Origin of the sequence: Citrobacter sp. U14242 (genome assembly GCF_046555775.1) — a bacterium.
GTDB lineage: Bacteria > Pseudomonadota > Gammaproteobacteria > Enterobacterales > Enterobacteriaceae > Citrobacter.
Genome location: NZ_JBKGLW010000011.1, coordinates 201,369 through 219,912, shown reverse-complemented (window position 1 = coordinate 219,912; position 18,544 = coordinate 201,369). Strand labels below are relative to the sequence as shown.

The following is an 18,544-nucleotide window of genomic DNA, read 5'->3' as shown; positions in this document are numbered from 1 at the left end:
AGCAGTACGGTGACGCGGGGTGGAGCAGCCTGGTAGCTCGTCGGGCTCATAACCCGAAGGTCGTCGGTTCAAATCCGGCCCCCGCAACCAATCAAATTTGATAAAATACAAGCAGTACGGTGACGCGGGGTGGAGCAGCCTGGTAGCTCGTCGGGCTCATAACCCGAAGGTCGTCGGTTCAAATCCGGCCCCCGCAACCAATCAAATTTGATAAAATACAAGCAGTACGGTGACGCGGGGTGGAGCAGCCTGGTAGCTCGTCGGGCTCATAACCCGAAGGTCGTCGGTTCAAATCCGGCCCCCGCAACCAACTCAGTATTTTAAGGCGTCCGTATAAGTCCCTGGAAGACAAGAAACCGCAAAGCTATCAACGGCTTGCGGTTTTTTTCGTTCTGGCGCTGTTACCCTTAACCGCCCCTTACCCTTTCCGGCCTTTTCCTTTTACTGGCACAATCATCAGCAAAAAAAACCGCAATGCTGTACCAGAATCCTGTTAATAGGCTATACCGTTCGTAAGCGCCGTTATTAAGAGGAAATCACCCAAAATTGTTTGGGGGCAAATAATTTTGTACGAAAACTGATGGATAACTCAATTTTTTCAAGGCAACGGCTATCAATCAGTATCCCTACGCCCATAAACCTGCGCCACATATCGCCCGCGCCCGTCACCGTGCTCCAGATCCATCGCCGTCATCGCCAGCGCTTCCTTCTCACAAAAACCCTGCGCCAGATAATGACGAATGGCATCCTGCGCCCACGCATAGCGCAACGAGTGCGGGGAATATGCACCAGTTAAACCAAGACCCGACGCCTGGCTGTACCAGTATTTCATTGCTGATTTCAAATCTGATTTGTCAATCAGTCTGCCGTTACGCTGTTCTGCAACAGACTGGGCATTATCAGCCGCCTTTCTAACTACGCCAGCATCAAGAATAATCGTCTCGCGGGGCCGTCCGCCTTGGTACCGAACACCACGGTTAACCGGGACTCACCGAGCTCCAGCGCCGCTGGCACGGAAAGGAAAAACTCTTCTTGTCTGAAAAAAATTTCACAAGTTTTACCCTGTAAACAAACCGGCTTTATGGTCCCTGCCACTGAATGAATCAGATTTTTATATCACAAATAAATCATTACTCTGTTAATAAGTTTGTAAAATTGAAATAAATATATTACACCAAGGTCCTTTACATGACACATGTCTAATGCGTGTGCCATACTTTATTTTTATGTTATTGCAACCACTACATTCATTATATTAATTTATACGTAAACATTATTTTTGCTGGTTCCCAAAAAATACATTCACATGACAAATATTGTTGAGCGGATTAATGGTCCTTTTGTATTCTGAAAAATAAAATTTTGAGATGCATATCTGCTTATTTTTCTTTGTTTCATGCAAGCATATACACGCTTCAGATTACTTCCCAGCTAACAGATTAAAACGCCAAAAAATGAGATGGTATTTTCAAATAATATTTTTTCAGGATAGAGGTGTAATTATTCGCGGTATTTATAAATGATATTTCCGTCTCTATATTTGCTCTTGTTTTTTATCTTCATATAGTCATACTCCTTATGCGATAGTCACACGCGTGATTATTTCGCACTCCTGATGAAAAGTGGATGATGAGGTAAAGGATATGGCCTACAGTTTTCAGAATGAAGTTCCCGCCGCCCGCGTTAATATCAAGCTTGACCTGCATGTTGGAAACACTAAAAAGAAAGTTGAATTACCCCTCAAGCTTCTTGCCGTTGGTGATTACAGTAACGGGAACGAGCAACGTCCGCTGTCCGAACGGGACAAGGTTGATATCAATAAAAACAACTTCAACAGCGTCATGGCTGAGTTTTCGCCTGCTGTTAATTTAACGGTAGAAGATACGCTAAGCGGAAACGGTAATGAACAAAATATCTCGCTTGAGTTTAAAAGCCTGAAGGATTTTGAACCCGAGCAGGTAGCAAAAAATATTCCGCAACTTCGTGTATTACTCGCTATGCGCAATTTACTACGTGACCTGAAATCTAATCTGCTGGATAACGCGACGTTTCGCCGTGAACTGGAAAATATTCTGAAAGACCCGACGTTGAGTTCAGAACTGCGTGATGAGCTGGCGAAAATTGCGCCGCAGGAGAACGTTTAACCCGAAGTGATATTTAGGTTAAACCGGAGAAAAAAGAATCCCTAAAAAGGAAATGCTGATGTCTGTACAACAAGAACATGCCACCTCTGAAACTGCAACGCTTACCACCACTGAGTCCGGCGGCGTTTATCAGTCCCTGTTCGATAAAATTAATTTAACCCCGGTCTCTTCCATTCAGGAAATCGATTCATGGCAAAACAGCGAAACGCTGGCCGATGCCTCACCCGATGAACGCGTGACGGCGGCTATCCACGTTCTGCTTTCCTGTCTGGCGAAGTCAGGCGAGAACGTGGTTAAACTCGACAAGAGCCTGCTGGATTTTCATATCGACGATCTGGATCAGAAAATCAGTAAACAGCTTGATGCGGTCATGCACCATCCGGAATTCCAGAAAGTCGAGTCGCTCTGGCGCGGCACATGGTTCGTCGTACAGCGCACTGATTTTCGCAATAATGTCAAAATTGAACTGCTGGATATCAGTAAAGAACATCTGCGACAGGACTTTGATGATTCTCCGGAAATCATTCAAAGTGGTTTATATCGCCATACATACATTCAGGAATATGACACACCGGGTGGCGAACCTGTTGCCTCATTAATATCCAGCTATGAATTTGATAACAGCCCGCAGGATATTGCACTACTGCGTAATATTTCCAAAGTCTCTGCTGCTTCACATATGCCCTTTATCGGTTCCGTCGGGCCGAAATTCTTCCTTAAAAATTCGATGGAAGAAGTCGCCGCGATTAAAGATATCGGCAACTATTTTGACCGCGCAGAATATATTAAATGGAAGTCGTTCCGTGATACCGATGACAGCCGCTATGTGGGATTAGTGATGCCGCGCGTGCTGGGACGTCTGCCGTACGGGCCGGACACGGTGCCGGTACGCAGCTTTAACTATATAGAAGAAGTCAAAGGTCCGGATCACGAAAAGTACCTCTGGACAAACGCCTCGTTTGCTTTTGCCGCCAATATGGTGAAGAGCTTTGTGAATAATGGCTGGTGCGTGCAGATCCGTGGTCCGCAGGCGGGTGGCGCAGTAGCCGATCTGCCGATCCATCTTTACGATCTCGGCACCGGCAATCAGGTCAAAATTCCGTCCGAAGTGATGATCCCGGAAACCCGCGAGTTTGAGTTCGCCAACCTTGGCTTTATCCCGCTCTCTTATTATAAGAATCGCGATTACGCCTGCTTCTTCTCGGCGAACTCTGCCCAGAAACCGGCGCTGTATGATACCGCTGACGCCACCACCAACAGCCGTATCAACGCCCGTTTGCCTTACATCTTCCTGCTGTCCCGCATTGCGCATTACCTGAAAATTATTCAGCGCGAGAATATCGGCACCACCAAAGACCGCCGCGTGCTGGAACTGGAGCTTAACACCTGGATCCGCACGCTGGTGACGGAAATGACCGATCCGGGCGATGAACTTCAGGCTTCGCATCCACTGCGTGACGGGAAAGTTATCGTCGAGGACATAGAGGACAATCCGGGCTTTTTCCGCGTCAGACTCTTTGCCGTGCCACATTTCCAGATTGAAGGGATGGACGTCAACCTTTCTCTGGTTTCCCAGATGCCAAAAGCAAAAGCCTTATTGGGCGGTGGTGTGATGTATGAAAATTTGTCGACCACTGTGGGCTGAGGGGACATTCCTGTCTTCTCAACAGTTTCAGCAGCAGGCCCGCTGGGAAGCGTTCAACAATGACCGCGTTGCGCAACTTTGTATTCGCCATCCGTGGGGGATCGCAAATGTGCTCTTTGACCGGGATGCCTTGACGCTCGGAAAGCTGAAAACGCAGGTAGTACGCCTGCGTTTTGCTGATGGTACGCAGATCGATTCAGATGTCTCGGATATTCTGCCGCCTGCCAGTGACCTGCGCACGCTGGAGGGCGACAGCGCGATTGTTTTACTGGCGCTGCCGCTTGCGCATGGTAACGGCGGTAATCTCGGTCAGGGCGAGCAGGCTGAAAGGCCACTGCGCTATCGTCAGGAATGGCAAAAGGTGCAGGATATCTACGGCAGTGACAGTGAAGACATGGCCGTTGAGCGCCATGCACTGTCCCTGCGCTTTGCCCATGATAACAATCAGGATTACATCACCTGTCCGCTGGCGCGTCTGGTGCGGGATGTTCAGGGCAACTGGACGCAGGATGAGGGGTATATTCCGCCGTTGCTGGCGTTTAACGCCCATAACGGGCTGGTACAGCGCCTGGACACGCTGCTGTTGCAGCTACGGGCGAAGTGCCAGCGCCTGATGGCAATGCGACGGGAAAGCAACCAGCGTATGGCGGACTTCGCCGTCGCCGACGTCTCCCTGTTCTGGCTGCTTAACGCGCTGAATTCCGCCGAACCGGTGCTGAGCGATTTCCTGCGCTACCCGGCGGTTCACCCCGAACTGGTCTGGCGGGAGCTGGCGAGGCTTGCCGGTGCGCTGCTGACGTTTTCCCTTGAACATAACGTCAGCGCCGTTCCGCCCTATGTCCACGAATCGCCGTCCTCCGTCTTTCCGCCCCTGTTCTCCCTGCTCAGCGAACTGCTGGAAGCCAGCCTGCCGTCACGGGTGATCGCGCTGGATCTGGCGTCACTGCCGGGCAACCGCTGGAAAGCCGACCTGCACGATCCGCGCCTGCGGGAAGACGCCGATTTTTACCTGTCCGTCCGTTCCTCACTGCCTGCGCATCAGGTACTGCATCAGCTACCGCTGGTCTGCAAAATCGGTGCGCCTGATGACGTCACGCTGCTTATCAACGTGGCGCTGAACGGTGTTCAACTGGTGCCGCTTACCTCAGTTCCGGCAGCGCTGCCGCTGCGGCTGGAGAACCAGTATTTTGCGCTGGATATGCACAGTGACGCGGCTAAATCGATGCTGGAGTCCGGGTGCTGCATGATTTATGCGCCGGGAACAATGGGCGACCTGAAACCTGAACTGTTTGCGGTGCTGCGCACATGAAAAAAGAGACGGATATCAATATCGACGCGCTGCTGCGCGACACGTTCCTGACGGTGGTGGAACTGCGTCAGGGAACCACCGTGCGTCACGGTATGGCGCTGTATCACCACTGCCAGCGGCAGGTGGAGCTGGTCCGCGAACGCCTGAAAGATGCCGGATTCAGCCGGGAGAACGTGGAGCACATTACTTACGCGCAGTGCGCTCTGCTGGACGAAACGGTGCTCAGCCGTAGCGGCATGGACGACGGTCAGGCCATCTGGATGAAGGATCCACTCCAGTCGCATTTTTTCAACACCCTGCAGGCCGGTGAGCTGCTGTACGAACGGATGAAACAGGTGCTACAGGAGCCCGCCCCCGCGCAGGCCGTGCTGACCTGCTTTCACCGCGTTCTGCTGCTGGGATTTCGCGGGCGTTATCAGGATCCGGCAGCCCCGGAGCGCGACCAGCTTATTTCGACGCTCAACGGGCAGGTCGCGCCCTTTGACGTGCTGCCGGAAACGGCGGTGCTGAATGTGCCGTTATCCGCTCGTCAGCATCATTTACTGCATTCGCCGTTTTTCTGGCTGGTAACACTGGCGCTGCTACTGGCGGGCGTCTGGTGGGGACTGCACCACTGGCTGAACGTGCTGGTGGATGAACTGCTGCCGCAAAGCCTGCGTTAAAGGGAGTGGTGAGTGAGGAATACGCTGAAACAGACGGTTTTGTTATGGACTCTGTTGTTGCTGCTGACGACCTGGCTGGGTTTCTTTGCTGTATCTGCGGTCGTGAAGTATGCCGTGGTAGTGATTCTTGTCGCCGCCACAGCGGCGGTGATGGCGTACTGGCATAAGAAAAAGGAACAGGTCGTAGCGGACGACGTATGGCCGTCATCGCTGCCGCCGGAAACGTACCGGCAGCCGGTAGTGCTGGTCTGCGGCGGTCTGTCGGCGCACCTGCTCACTGACAGCCCGGTCCGCCAGGTTTCAGAAGGACTGTATCTGCATGCTCCTGATGAAGAACAGCTTGTGGCGCAGGTGGAGCAACTGCTGACCCTTCGCCCGGCATGGGCATCGCAGCTTACCGTGGCGTATACCATCATGCCCGGCATACACCGGGATGTGGCGGTTCTGGCCGGACGGCTGCGACGGTTCGCCCACAGTATGGCGACGGTGCGTCGTCGGGCGGGCGTAAACGTACCCTGGCTTCTCTGGAGCGGGCTGTCCGGCTCGCCGTTGCCGGAGAGCGCGAATTCACCGTGGTTTATCTGTACCGGCGACGAAGTTCAGGTAGCAACATCCACAGAGACCACCACGCCCGCGCAGTGGATTGCACAATCCGGCGTACAGGAGCGCAGTCAGCGACTCTGGTACCTGCTGAAAGCCGAAAGCCTGATGCAGTGGCTGGATCTGAATGTGCTGGCGGAACTGAACGGCCCGGAGGCGAAATGTCCGCCGCTGGCGATGGCCGTGGGGCTACCCCCCTCGTTGCCTGCGGTGGATAACAACCTGTGGCAATTGTGGATCACCGCCAGAACCGGCCTGACGCCGGATATCGCGGACACCAACACAGACGATGCGCTGCCGTTCCCGGATGCCCTGTTACGGCGGTTGCCGCATCAGTCGGGCTTTACCCCGCTGCGGCGGGCCTGCGTGACCATGCTGGCCATTACTACCGTGGCGGGTATCGCCGCGCTGTGCCTGTCAGCCACGGCGAATCGCCAGTTATTACGGCAGGTCGGTGACGATCTGCACCGGTTTTATGCCGTCCCGGCGGAGGCATTTAACACTAAAGCCCGTCACCTGTCGGTGCTGAAAGACGATGCAGTCATGCTCGATGGGTATTACCGGGAAGGAGAACCGCTGCGCCTTGGTCTGGGGTTATACCCCGGCGAACGCATCCGCCAGCCGGTATTACGCGCCATTCGCGACTGGCGTCCGCCTGAGCAAAAAATGGAAGTGACGGCTTCGCTTCAGGTTCAGACCGTGCGTCTTGACAGTATGTCGCTGTTTGACGTCGGACAGGCCCGCCTGAAAGACGGCTCGACAAAAGTGCTGGTGGACGCACTGGTGAACATCCGGGCAAAACCGGGCTGGCTGATCCTCGTGGCCGGATATACCGACGCCACCGGCGACGAAAAAAGCAACCAGCAGCTATCGCTGCGACGTGCCGAAGCGGTGCGCAACTGGATGCTGCAGACCAGCGACATCCCGGCGACCTGTTTTGCCGTACAGGGGCTGGGCGAGAGTCAGCCTGCAGCGACCAACGACACGCCAGAGGGCCGGGCAGTCAACCGGCGCGTCGAAATCAGTCTTGTTCCGCGTTCTGACGCCTGTCTGGACGTGAAATAAAACATACCGTCGGAAGAAGGCGGTACTTCAATCACACTAACAAGGAGAGTAATTCTCATGGCTATTCCTGCTTATCTCTGGCTGAAAGATGACGGCGGCGCGGATATCAAAGGTTCCGTGGACGTTCAGGAGCGTGAGGGCAGTATCGAAGTGGTGGCGCTGGATCACGATGTGTACATCCCGACCGACAACAATACCGGCAAACTGACCGGTACCCGCACCCATAAGCCGTTCATTTTTACCAAAGAAATCGATGCCTCCAGCCCGTATCTCTACAAGGCCGTGACCACCGGCCAGACCCTGAAAACAGCGGAGTTTAAATTCTACCGCATCAACGATGCCGGTCAGGAAGTGGAGTATTTCAACACCCGGCTGGATAACGTCAAGCTGGTCAGAGTCGCTCCGCTGATGCACGACATCAAAGATCCGGGTAAAGAGAAGCATAACCACCTGGAACGCATTGAGTTCCGCTACGAGAAAATCACCTGGACTTACAAAGACGGCAACATCATTCATTCCGACTCGTGGAATGAACGTCCTTCCGCCTGATAACTGCGGCAGACAGGAAACTGTCTGCCTTTCTGTTGTGTGCTTTTCCCAGTGCCGCAGGCACCGGTACTGAGCAAAGCATACCCACAATCTGGTGATACCTGATGGGCCTGAGTGAGGTAACGGCTATGGGCGGTAGCGTGCCTGAACACAGATCGCAGGAATACAGAACACGATAAGGAAACCCGTCTATGACAGGAAATCACCCCGCCGCGCTACTGCGTCGCCTTAACCCGTACTGTGCACGGGCGCTGGACGCTGCCGCCTCACTGTGTCAGACCCGCGCCCATGCGGAGATAACCATTGAACACTGGCTGCTGAAACTGCTGGAGCTGGGAGAAGGCGATATCACGGTGATTGCCCGCCGCTATGAATGGGATATCGACACGCTCTGGCAGTCTCTGCTGGCGCATCTGGACACCTTACCCCGCTCGGTCCGCGAACGTCCGCAACTTTCTGAACCGCTGGCGGCGCTTATCAGACAGGCGTGGCTGATAGCGTCACTGGAAGGTGACGATCCACAAATCCGCAGCCAGCACCTGCTGATGGCGCTGACAGAAAAGCCGATGCTACCCGCCAGTAATGACCTGTGGGTATTACTGAGCCTGAGCCGCGTACAGCTTGAGCGGTTGCGCCCCCTGCTGGATGCGCAGTCGGATGAATGTCCGACGCGTCAGCCGCAGGTAAGCGAACCGCTGACATCCGCGCAACCCGTGGTGGCAACGGCGGACGCACCGGCAAAAACGCTGGCGGAGAAACAGGATGACGCCCTGCTGGCGGTACTTAACCGCTTTACTGAAGACGTGACGGAAAAAGCCCGCAGCGGGCGAATCGATCCGGTATTCGGACGCGACACGGAGATTCGCCAGATGGTCGATATCCTCTCCCGTCGCCGTAAAAACAACCCGATTCTGGTGGGAGAACCGGGGGTGGGCAAAACCGCGCTGGTGGAAGGGCTGGCGCTGCGTATCGCTGAAGGCAACGTACCGGACAGCCTGAAAACGGTGCATATCCGCACGCTGGACCTCGGTCTGTTACAGGCTGGCGCGGGCGTTAAAGGCGAATTTGAGCAGCGGCTGAAAAACATGATTGATGCGGTACAGAAATCACCGGAGCCGGTACTGCTGTTTATTGATGAAGCCCATACCATTATCGGCGCGGGTAATCAGGCGGGCGGCGCGGATGCGGCGAACCTGCTGAAACCGGCGCTGGCAAGGGGCGAACTGCGCACCATTGCGGCAACCACGTGGAGCGAATACAAACAGTATTTTGAGCGCGACGCCGCGCTGGAGCGCCGCTTCCAGATGGTGAAAGTGGACGAGCCGGATGATGACACCGCCTGCCTGATGCTGCGGGGACTCAAGGCCCGCTACGCCCGGCACCACGGCGTACATATGCTGGACAGCGCCATCCAGACCGCCGTGCGCCTGTCGCGCCGCTATCTGACCGGACGCCAGCTGCCGGACAAGGCGGTTGATTTGCTGGATACCGCCGGGGCAAGAGTCCGCATGAGCCTCGACACCCTGCCGGAGCCGCTGACACAGCTTCATGCGCGTCTGGCCGCGCTGGATATCGAGCGGGAGGCGATTGAGCAGGACAGCGTGTTTTATCCCGAAACCAGCCCGGAGCGGCTGGCGGAACTGACCGATTTGCGTGATGAGCTACAGGCAGAAGCCGGGCATCTGGAAGCGCAGTATCAGCAGGAAAAGGCACTGGCGCAGCAGATCATGACGTTGCGTCAGGAAGGGACAGACAGCACTGAACTGCAACAGCAACTGCGAACGCATCAGGGCTTTGCACCGCTGCTGGCGCTGGATGTGGACGCCCGCGCCGTCGCCACGGTGGTGGCGGACTGGACCGGCATCCCGCTCTCTTCCCTGCTCAAGGACGAACAGAGCGACCTGCTCAGTATGGAACAAAGCCTTGAAAACCGCGTTGTCGGGCAACGCCCGGCGCTCTGCGCCATCGCACAGCGGCTGCGGGTAGCAAAAACCGGCCTCACGCCGGAAAACGGCCCACAGGGGGTATTCCTGCTGACCGGCCCCAGCGGCACCGGTAAAACCGAAACTGCGCTCACACTGGCCGACACCCTGTTTGGCGGTGAAAAATTCCTTATCACCATCAACCTCTCCGAATATCAGGAACCGCATACCGTTTCCCAGTTGAAAGGTTCGCCTCCGGGCTACATTGGTTACGGTCAGGGCGGCGTACTCACCGAAGCCGTTCGCAAACGCCCGTACAGCGTGGTGCTGCTCGACGAAGTGGAAAAGGCGCATCGCGACGTAATGAACCTGTTCTATCAGGTGTTCGACCGGGGCTTTATGCGCGACGGCGAAGGACGGGAAATTGACTTCCGCAACACCGTGATTCTGATGACCGCCAATCTGGGCTGCGACCCCATTATGCAGCTACTGGAGGAAAAACCGGACGCCACGGACGCAGACCTGCATGAACTGCTGTACCCCCTGCTGCGAGACCATTTTCAGCCTGCACTGATGGCGCGCTTTCAGACGGTGATTTACCGCCCGCTGGGACAGGAGGCGATGCGCGCCATTGTGGAAATGAAGCTGGCGCAGGTTGTCCGCCGTCTTCACCAGCACTATGGGCTGGAAACGGAAATCAGTGACAGCCTGTATGACCAGCTTACCGCCGCCTGCCTGCTGCCGGACACCGGTGCGCGCAATATCGACAGCCTGCTGAACCAGCAGATTTTACCGGTATTAAGCAGCAGTTGCTGGCGCAGCAGGCCGTGCATCATAAGCCTGCCCGACTGCGGCTTGGCTGGGATGAGGAAGACGGCATTGTGCTGGAATTTGATGAGAAATAATGGAGGCTCTTATGAACGTACCGTTCTTCGACCACGCGCACCACAAGCTCAAAATTCGCGGTCTGCAAAGTCCGGTGGATGTACTGACCTTCGAAGGCCGGGAGCAACTGAGTACCCCGTTCCGCTACGATATCCAGTTTACCAGCAGCGACAAAGCGATAACGCCGCAGTCGGTGCTGATGCAGGACGGCGCATTCAGCCTGACGGCATCGCCGGTACAGGGAATGCCGGTACATGCCCCCCTGCGCACCCTGCACGGCGTCATCACCGGCTTTAAACTTCTCTCCTCGTCACAGGACGAAGCCCGTTACGAAGTGCGTCTTGAACCGCGTATGGCGCTGCTGGCCCGCAGCCGTCAGAACGCCATTTACCAGAATCTGACGGTACCGCAAATCGTGGAGAAAATACTGCGCGGGCGGCACCAGATGCGCGGTCAGGACTTCGTGTTTAACCTCAAAAGCGAATACCCGGCCCGCGAACAGGTGATGCAGTACGGCGAGGACGACCTGACGTTTGTCTCACGCCAGCTGTCGGAAGTGGGTATCTGGTTCCGCTTCGCCACCGACACGCGGCTGAAAATCGAAGTTGTCGAGTTTTACGACGACCAGAGCGGCTATGAGCGCGGACTGACGCTGCCGCTTCGTCATCCTTCAGGGCTGTTTGATGGTGAAACGGAAGCCGTATGGGGGCTTAACACCGCGTACAGCGTGGTGGAAAAAAGCGTCTCCACGCGGGACTACAACTACCGCACCGCCACGGCGGAGATGATGACTGAGCAGCATGACGCCACCGGGGGCGATAACACCACCTACGGCGAAGCCTACCACTATGCCGACAACTTCCTGCAAAAAGGCGATAAAGAGGCAGCGGAAAGCGGCGCGTTTTACGCCCGTATCCGCCACGAACGCTACCTGAATGAACAGGCCATTCTCAAAGGTCAGAGCACCAGTTCACTGCTGATGCCGGGGCTGGAAATCAGGGTTCAGGGCGACGACGCGCCAGCGGTATTTCGCAAGGGCGTGCTGATTACCGGCGTGACGGCCAGCGCGGCGCGTGACCGCAGCTATGAGCTGACGTTTACCGCCATCCCGTACTCAGAGCGCTACGGCTACCGCCCGGCGCTTATCCCCCGCCCCGTCATGGCCGGAACGCTCCCGGCGCGGGTCACCAGTACGGTGAAGAACGACATCTACGCCCATATCGACAAGGATGGGCGCTACCGGGTCAACCTCGACTTTGACCGCGATACGTGGAAACCGGGTTATGAAAGCCTGTGGGTGCGCCAGTCGCGACCCTACGCCGGGGATACCTATGGTCTTCACCTGCCGCTGCTGGCAGGAACGGAAGTCAGTATCGCGTTTGAGGAAGGCAACCCGGACCGACCGTATATCGCTGGGGTAAAGCACGACTCGGCGCACACCGACCATGTGACCATCCAGAACTACAAGCGCAACGTGCTGCGCACCCCGGCGAACAACAAAATCCGCCTCGACGACGAGCGCGGCAAAGAGCATATCAAGGTCAGCACCGAGTACGGCGGCAAGAGCCAGCTCAACCTCGGCCATCTGGTGGATGCCGGAAAACAGCAGCGCGGAGAAGGTTTTGAGCTGCGTACCGATCTGTGGGGCGCGTTGCGGGCGAAGAAAGGGATTTTTATCAGCGCCGATGCGCAGGATAAGGCGCAGGGTCAGGTGCGCGAAATGGCTCCGGCGATGGCAATACTGGATGGCGCACAGTCACAGATGAAGTCGCTGTCCACGGATGCTGAAACCGCAAAAGCGGATCCTGCCGATTTGTCATCACAGATAGCGCTGTTGCAGCAGAGTGTAAAAGATCTGACGCAGGCAGCGATCCTGCTAAGCGCCCCCAAGGGCGTGGCGATTGCCAGCGGAGAGCACCTGCAACTGGCGGCGGCAAAGAATGTGATAGCCAACGCGGGCAACAACGCCGATGTCGGCGTGGTGAAAGATATGTTTATCGGCGTGGGACAGGCGCTGAGCGTGTTTGTACGCAAAGCGGGTATCAAACTGTTTGCCAATAAAGGGGCGATCTCGGTACAGGCGCAGAACGATCTGATGGAACTGCTGGCTCAGAAATCGATAGAGATCACCAGTACGGAAGATGAGATCAGGATCACCGCGAAGAAGAAAATCACCATTAATGGCGGTGGCAGCTATATCCGGCTGGATGCCTGTGGGATAGAGGCCGGTACTCCGGGAGAATATAACGTTAAGGCGGGATATTACGGTCGTAAGCCGAAGGCGAAATTGACGCCGGAACTGATGGCATTTCCGTTGATTGAATCTGGGGAATATAATATTCAGTTCAATTTCAAGGATGATGATGGGATACCTTATGCAAATACGAGATATATTGCGTTTATGGCCGACGGAACAAGGAAAGAAGGTATTACTGATGAGAATGGAAAGACTGATAATTTTAACTGTGATAAAGAGCAGGAAATAGAGGTCAGGTTATTACATCAAAGCATTGATATGGTTGAGGGGGGGGTAAATGAGTGATGATCGTGGTAGTTCAAAAGGTACGGCAGAAAAGAAAGAAGAATGTGTTAAAGAGTTTATTGTTTCCGATAAGTTTAAAAAAATGATGGACGATGCCTTTAATGCAACTAAAAGTGTATTAAAGAAAAGGGCTAAGAATCTGGAGGACTGGACTGAAAATGATAAGCAGGAGTTCAGTAAAATATTTGGTGTTTCTGGTGATACAATAATTACCAGTACATATTTTTCGAAGGGTGTGAAAGAAGAATTATCAGAAAAAGTTGATGCACGTACTTTTATGATATATGGTGTCAATCGACTAATTTTGATATGTGATAATATTTCTGTAGAGTCACGCGTATGCCAAAATGGGGTGAACTTATATGGTAACTTTATCAATAATACCCATATTTCTCCTGGTTCAGCTCGCGTTAATAATGATCTAACTATAGGGCTGTCTCCTGATAAATATAAAGAGAAGCTACGAATTGAGATACTACAAAATTTTAAGAAAAAGCCTTTTTCTGGTCGTGAATCTCATGTGTCTTCTCTATGCCATGAATTATCTCATTTTTGTAGATATTTTATCGATGGTAAACATTGTGGCGGAATGGGAACTGATGATGTCCCAACTGAAGAATTTAATCCAAATTTTCGATATACAGGATATGCTCGAGATCTAGTAAAAGCTCATGATCTTATGGTATTCAAAAATGCATATAATATCGAAAGATATTTTGAGATAGAACCTTGAGATAGAATCTGATGAATAATATTTTCTATTTTATCATTTTGTTTTGCTCTTTTTTTACCTTCGCGGGTGAAAATTATTTCTCTGCAATATATGGTTATGGAAAACGTAATGGGGGAGATTACCCTTTTGTTTATCCGTTATCTTTAGAGAATAAAAAAAACCATTACATACTTGATTCGTTCGATAATAATAAAGAACAAGATTTGCATCAAGTTTTTGCCTATTTATCAGTGAAAAAGAAGGAACATCAGGTATTAGCAAAAGTGACATTTAAAAATTTAAGTAAGGAATCTTATTTTGTTCATAGGAATAGACTTACATTGGATAATGACGGTACAGGGAGCGGTATTATTTCTTCGATGTGTGGAAAATCATTTATTATTACTACAAATAATATACTTCTTGATTATCTGTCCAGTAAATGTGAGTTCGATGAATATAACTTCGACCATGATTGGATCGAAATCCCGGCAGGACAATCACGCTCCTTTAGTTTCGTTCTTAATGATGCGTATATTTTTTTACCGGGTGAGCATCGTTATGATATAGGTTCTTTGGAATATTATTTTACTGATGCCAAATGGATTAGGAAGAAAAAAATATACAGATCGTTATTTTATATAATTAAATTCCGAGTTGGCATATGTAGTAGTCGACTGGGAGGGGATTATATTTTTCAAGAGAATAATAGCTATTGCGAACCTGAAGATGAGAACTTAATTGATATTGAATATTTTTTATGGCGACTTGGTTTAAATGGAGGGCATGAGGGGATGTATTTTAATATCAGAACCAATCAAGTTGTGATTGATATTGATGGGTGTGATATTCACTCATTATACGATAACTAAATCATAAAGTTAATTAGTTGTCCGTATAGCTATCTCTAATATGGTATACCATAAGATGAGTTATTCTTTTTTTCTTTGAGTTTGAAAGTTTTATTGATTTTTTCCTTAATTTCATTTCAGGCAAATGCTAATGATTTAACAGTTATGAAGTATGAATATGGACGACGAGGATGGGATGGAGAAAAATACGAAGCAGCAAACATTTATCCACTTCCTGAACAATACCCTCGCTACTTAGTTTCTGATACTGATAATATAAAAATAAAAAGACTTCTTAATGTTACACTTGATCTTTCAATAAAAAAAGAACGTGATTCCATATTGGCGGTGGTTAGATTAAAGAATAACGGCAATAAACATATTTTCATCCGTGAAATACAATTTTCGGCATTAAGCATGTATTTTTTAATAACTACAGATAATATACTTTTAAAGTATTTAGGGGGGCGTTTTGATTATGGTGGGGATTTTGATCGAAATGACTGGATTGAGCTTTATCCGGGAAGAATGGTTTCGCTTACACAAAAACTTAATGATAATTATGAATTCCCCCTTGGTAAGCGGATATACAATATTGGATCATTAGAATATAGCGTGGTTGATGAACAGTGGTTTATAAAGAGATCTATATTCAAAAATCTTATTTCAATAACAACTCCAGAAACCAATAATTGCAATATTAGAGAAAATATGCCACTTATATTAAAAGAAAGCCGGTTATGTTTACCGAATTATGGAGAAAGGGGTATATCTTTAAGGAAATTATTTAGAGATTTAGAGTTTTATACCTTTGATACTATTGATATGAATAATTCATTCAGGATTAGAACAAATCAGGTTCTTGTTGAGATTGACGGGGATAAAATTAGCTCTCTATATGAAAAACGAGACTGAAAATACCATATAATAAGGTGTAATTGTTTTTTAGTAGCCAGTTTCCTTACAAGAAAAACAATCAATAAAGATCTGACGCAGGCCGTGATCCTGCTAAGCGCACCCAAGGGCGTGGCGATTGCCAGCGGAGAGCACCTGCAACTGGCGGCGGCAAAGAATGTGATAGCCAACGCAGGCAACAACGCCGATGTCGGCGTGGTGAAAGATATGTTTATCGGCGTGGGACAGGCGCTGAGCGTGTTTGTACGCAAAGCGGGTATCAAACTGTTTGCCAATAAAGGGGCGATCTCGGTACAGGCGCAGAACGATCTGATGGAACTGCTGGCTCAGAAATCGATAGAGATCACCAGTACGGAAGATGAGATTAAAATCACCGCGAAGAAGAAAATCACCCTTAACGGCGGTGGCAGCTACATCCGGCTGGATGCCTGCGGGATAGAAGCGGGAACTCCGGGAGAATATAACGTTAAGGCCGGATATTACGGGCGTAAACCAAAGGCGAAGCTGACGCCGGAACTGATGGCGTTTCCGGTGATTGAGAGCGGGGAATTTAATGCTAAGTTCCTTTTTACTGATGATGATGGTCTACCTTATGCCAACACAAAATATATTGCATGTTTTTCTGATGGCACTCAAAAAGAAGGTATTACTGATGAGAATGGGTATACAGAAAATTTTAATACTGATTCCAAACAAACAATTGATGTCAGATTATTGAATCAAAATATAGACATGATATTGGGAGGCGTGCATGAGTAATGATAGAGGTAGTTCAAGTGGTGAAAATCAGAAAACTGAACAATGCATACAGGAATTTCAAGTTACGAATCAATTTAAGAAAATGATGAAGGAATCTCTAGAGGAACAAAAAAAGGTAATTGATAAAAGGGTAGAAATGTTAACGCACTGGAATGATGAAGCAGAAGAGGAATTCAGGAGGATATTTGGCGTGCCATCTGAAAAAATAATAACCATAAAATTTAAACTGAACGGAGAAGTAACAAAAGAAACAAAAAGTGCGCGAGCAGTTATTCAAGAAGCCGTGGACAGAATGAAAATGATATGTGATAAATTATCTGCTGATAAAGGGGAGTGCAAAGAAGTTACTTTTAGGGATAGATATCTTGATAGTAATGATAATTACTATGATAAAGATGTTACTAAGTGGAAGTGTGGCAATTTTGTAAATTCTACGGACAATGATGCTTATACTGCTAACGTCACCCCTGATCATATTATAGGTGTTTCTCCAGACAAATATGTAGATGTAGTGACAATAAGAATAGGCCAGCGGTTTGTATGTAAACCAATGACAGGAAAGGATTCTAAAGTTTCATCACTTTGCCATGAATTAACACATTTAGTCAGATATGGCCCCAAAGGTACGTATGGCGGTATGCAATCAGAGGATATGCCTGTTGATAAAGAGCTACAGAATGCGAAAGAGTATGACATCTTTGCTGATAAATTAATAAAAAAGAAGGATATGACACTCTTTGAAAATGCATATAATATTGAACGTTATTTTGAAATAGATTAATTACTCATATCCATTTGCTAATCTTATCGTTTATTATATGTAATTATAAATTTATCGTTAAGCTTGACATAAGTGAGTGTATCTATGTTCTTAACAAATACATCGCGTTTTTTATTTTTATTTTTATTTCTTATGCACAAGAATAAATTATATGCATATGATAATTTCTCATTCAATGCGGATGTACATTATGGTTATGGTAAGCTATTATGGCATGATAAAAAACCAGAAATATACCCATTGGCATCCTTATCTGATTATACTTATTATAACGAATCCGACCCATTTGAAACGATTTATTATGTGGGGCAATACTATAAAATTAGCTTAAATGAGAGTAAGCGAATTCAAGAACAAAAGGACATTTACGCACACCTTCAATTAAAACATAATAAATCATTAATTACAGCAAATGTAACGTTACATAATAAAAGTAATAGTTCGTATTATGTTCATCGGATGAATTTACCAGCAAACATCCATGAATCACCTTACTCTCCTTTGTGCAGTGGTTCTTTTTTAATCGTAACAAATAACATACGGTTAGATTATATAAGAAAAATTACATGCCGATTTGATTTGTGGATGAAAAAATCTGACTGGATAGAAATATCACCCGGAGAAAAACTCTCATACACAGTAAATTTGAATGACTATTATGCTTTTCTCCCTGCGAAGCATCAATATGATATAGGAACTGTAGAGTTCACATTGGTAAATAGTAATTGGTTCTTAGAACAGCATATTTATGATCTTTTTTTTGCTATTGTGGATGAAAGACACTATAAGCAGTGTAAAAACACTTCTGGCATTGTTAGGAAGTATATCTATAAGTCGTGGCAGTTATGTGAGACTTATCGTGGGAGGTGGAGCCCTTTACAGGAACTCATGAATCGATTTCATTATGAAGGAGGGAGTGAAAATATATTTCAAATAAGAACAAATCAAGAAAATATAAACATTAATGGAGATAAAATTAAATCTCTTTATTCATCGATGCAGTGAGCTTAATTTTTGTGGGTATGTTTATTAAACATGTATGCAAGGAATATAAAACACATCACTCTCAAAAATATTAATAACAATACTGAAAGAATTTAAGAATTCGCATGTTTTAAATTAAGCTTCAAATGATATCTCCGTATAAAAAGCAAGATGTATTTTAATTAGTGCACACCTAAGTTGGTAGTGAATTACTTACAT

12 protein-coding genes, 3 tRNA genes and 3 pseudogenes are annotated in these 18,544 nt (G+C 49.3%); 17 read left to right on the top strand and 1 reads right to left on the bottom strand.

Features of this window, described 5'->3' with window-relative positions:
• Window positions 1-13: 13 nt before the first annotated feature.
• The 3 genes from ACLJXE_RS19090 to ACLJXE_RS19080 all read left to right on the top strand — a co-directional run bounded on the left by ACLJXE_RS19090 (window position 14) and on the right by ACLJXE_RS19080 (window position 310).
• Window positions 14-90: transfer RNA gene (locus tag ACLJXE_RS19090), tRNA-Met, on the top strand.
• Window positions 91-123: 33 nt separating this feature from the next.
• Window positions 124-200, top strand: a tRNA-Met gene (locus ACLJXE_RS19085).
• Between the two features lie 33 nt (window positions 201-233).
• A tRNA-Met gene (locus ACLJXE_RS19080) sits at window positions 234-310 on the top strand.
• A 303-nt stretch (window positions 311-613) separates the two neighbouring features.
• On the opposite strand, the pseudogene ACLJXE_RS19075 reads toward ACLJXE_RS19080, so the two are convergent.
• Window positions 614-1,005: pseudogene (locus ACLJXE_RS19075) on the bottom strand (integrase domain-containing protein); the annotation flags it as partial.
• A gap of 638 nt (window positions 1,006-1,643) precedes the next feature.
• Between ACLJXE_RS19075 and tssB the strand changes: the two are divergent.
• The 14 genes and pseudogenes from tssB to ACLJXE_RS19005 all read left to right on the top strand — a co-directional run bounded on the left by tssB (window position 1,644) and on the right by ACLJXE_RS19005 (window position 18,346).
• Window positions 1,644-2,144, top strand: a complete 501-nt coding sequence (tssB, locus tag ACLJXE_RS19070; protein ID WP_410751713.1) for a type VI secretion system contractile sheath small subunit — start codon at window positions 1,644-1,646, stop codon at window positions 2,142-2,144.
• A gap of 58 nt (window positions 2,145-2,202) precedes the next feature.
• The gene (gene tssC / locus ACLJXE_RS19065) at window positions 2,203-3,789 is read left to right on the top strand and encodes a type VI secretion system contractile sheath large subunit (RefSeq protein WP_410751712.1); all 1,587 of its coding nucleotides are present in this window, start codon (window positions 2,203-2,205) and stop codon (window positions 3,787-3,789) included.
• Window positions 3,761-5,098, top strand: a complete 1,338-nt coding sequence (gene tssK / locus ACLJXE_RS19060) for a type VI secretion system baseplate subunit TssK (protein WP_410751711.1) — start codon at window positions 3,761-3,763, stop codon at window positions 5,096-5,098. The genes tssC and tssK overlap by 29 nt, the downstream gene beginning before the upstream one ends.
• Entirely contained in the window at window positions 5,095-5,760 is a 666-nt protein-coding gene (gene tssL / locus ACLJXE_RS19055; protein WP_410751710.1) for a type VI secretion system protein TssL, short form, read from the top strand. Before tssK ends, tssL begins: the two co-directional genes overlap by 4 nt.
• 12 nt (window positions 5,761-5,772) lie before the next feature.
• Window positions 5,773-7,425 (top strand): OmpA family protein, encoded by a 1,653-nt coding sequence (locus ACLJXE_RS19050; RefSeq protein ID WP_410751709.1) that lies wholly within the window; start codon window positions 5,773-5,775, stop codon window positions 7,423-7,425.
• A 57-nt stretch (window positions 7,426-7,482) separates the two neighbouring features.
• Window positions 7,483-7,974 (top strand): Hcp family type VI secretion system effector, encoded by a 492-nt coding sequence (locus ACLJXE_RS19045; protein ID WP_410751708.1) that lies wholly within the window; start codon window positions 7,483-7,485, stop codon window positions 7,972-7,974.
• A 191-nt stretch (window positions 7,975-8,165) separates the two neighbouring features.
• Window positions 8,166-10,801: pseudogene (gene tssH, locus ACLJXE_RS19040) on the top strand (type VI secretion system ATPase TssH).
• 11 nt (window positions 10,802-10,812) lie between these two features.
• On the top strand, window positions 10,813-13,323 hold the full coding sequence (locus ACLJXE_RS19035; RefSeq protein WP_410751707.1) for a type VI secretion system Vgr family protein: 2,511 nt from the start codon (window positions 10,813-10,815) through the stop codon (window positions 13,321-13,323).
• On the top strand, window positions 13,316-14,056 hold the full coding sequence (locus ACLJXE_RS19030; protein ID WP_410751706.1) for a hypothetical protein: 741 nt from the start codon (window positions 13,316-13,318) through the stop codon (window positions 14,054-14,056). The genes ACLJXE_RS19035 and ACLJXE_RS19030 overlap by 8 nt, the downstream gene beginning before the upstream one ends.
• Window positions 14,057-14,067: 11 nt before the next feature.
• Window positions 14,068-14,907: a hypothetical protein gene (locus ACLJXE_RS19025; protein WP_410751705.1), complete on the top strand. Its 840-nt coding sequence runs from the start codon at window positions 14,068-14,070 to the stop codon at window positions 14,905-14,907.
• Between the two features lie 75 nt (window positions 14,908-14,982).
• Window positions 14,983-15,801: a hypothetical protein gene (locus ACLJXE_RS19020; protein ID WP_410751704.1), complete on the top strand. Its 819-nt coding sequence runs from the start codon at window positions 14,983-14,985 to the stop codon at window positions 15,799-15,801.
• Window positions 15,802-15,867: 66 nt separating this feature from the next.
• A pseudogene (locus tag ACLJXE_RS19015) lies at window positions 15,868-16,560 on the top strand (DUF2345 domain-containing protein); the annotation flags it as partial.
• The gene (locus tag ACLJXE_RS19010) at window positions 16,553-17,341 is read left to right on the top strand and encodes a hypothetical protein (RefSeq protein ID WP_410751703.1); all 789 of its coding nucleotides are present in this window, start codon (window positions 16,553-16,555) and stop codon (window positions 17,339-17,341) included. The pseudogene ACLJXE_RS19015 and the gene ACLJXE_RS19010, both read left to right, overlap by 8 nt.
• 84 nt (window positions 17,342-17,425) lie before the next feature.
• Window positions 17,426-18,346, top strand: a complete 921-nt coding sequence (locus ACLJXE_RS19005) for a hypothetical protein (protein ID WP_410751702.1) — start codon at window positions 17,426-17,428, stop codon at window positions 18,344-18,346.
• Window positions 18,347-18,544 lie beyond the last annotated feature (198 nt).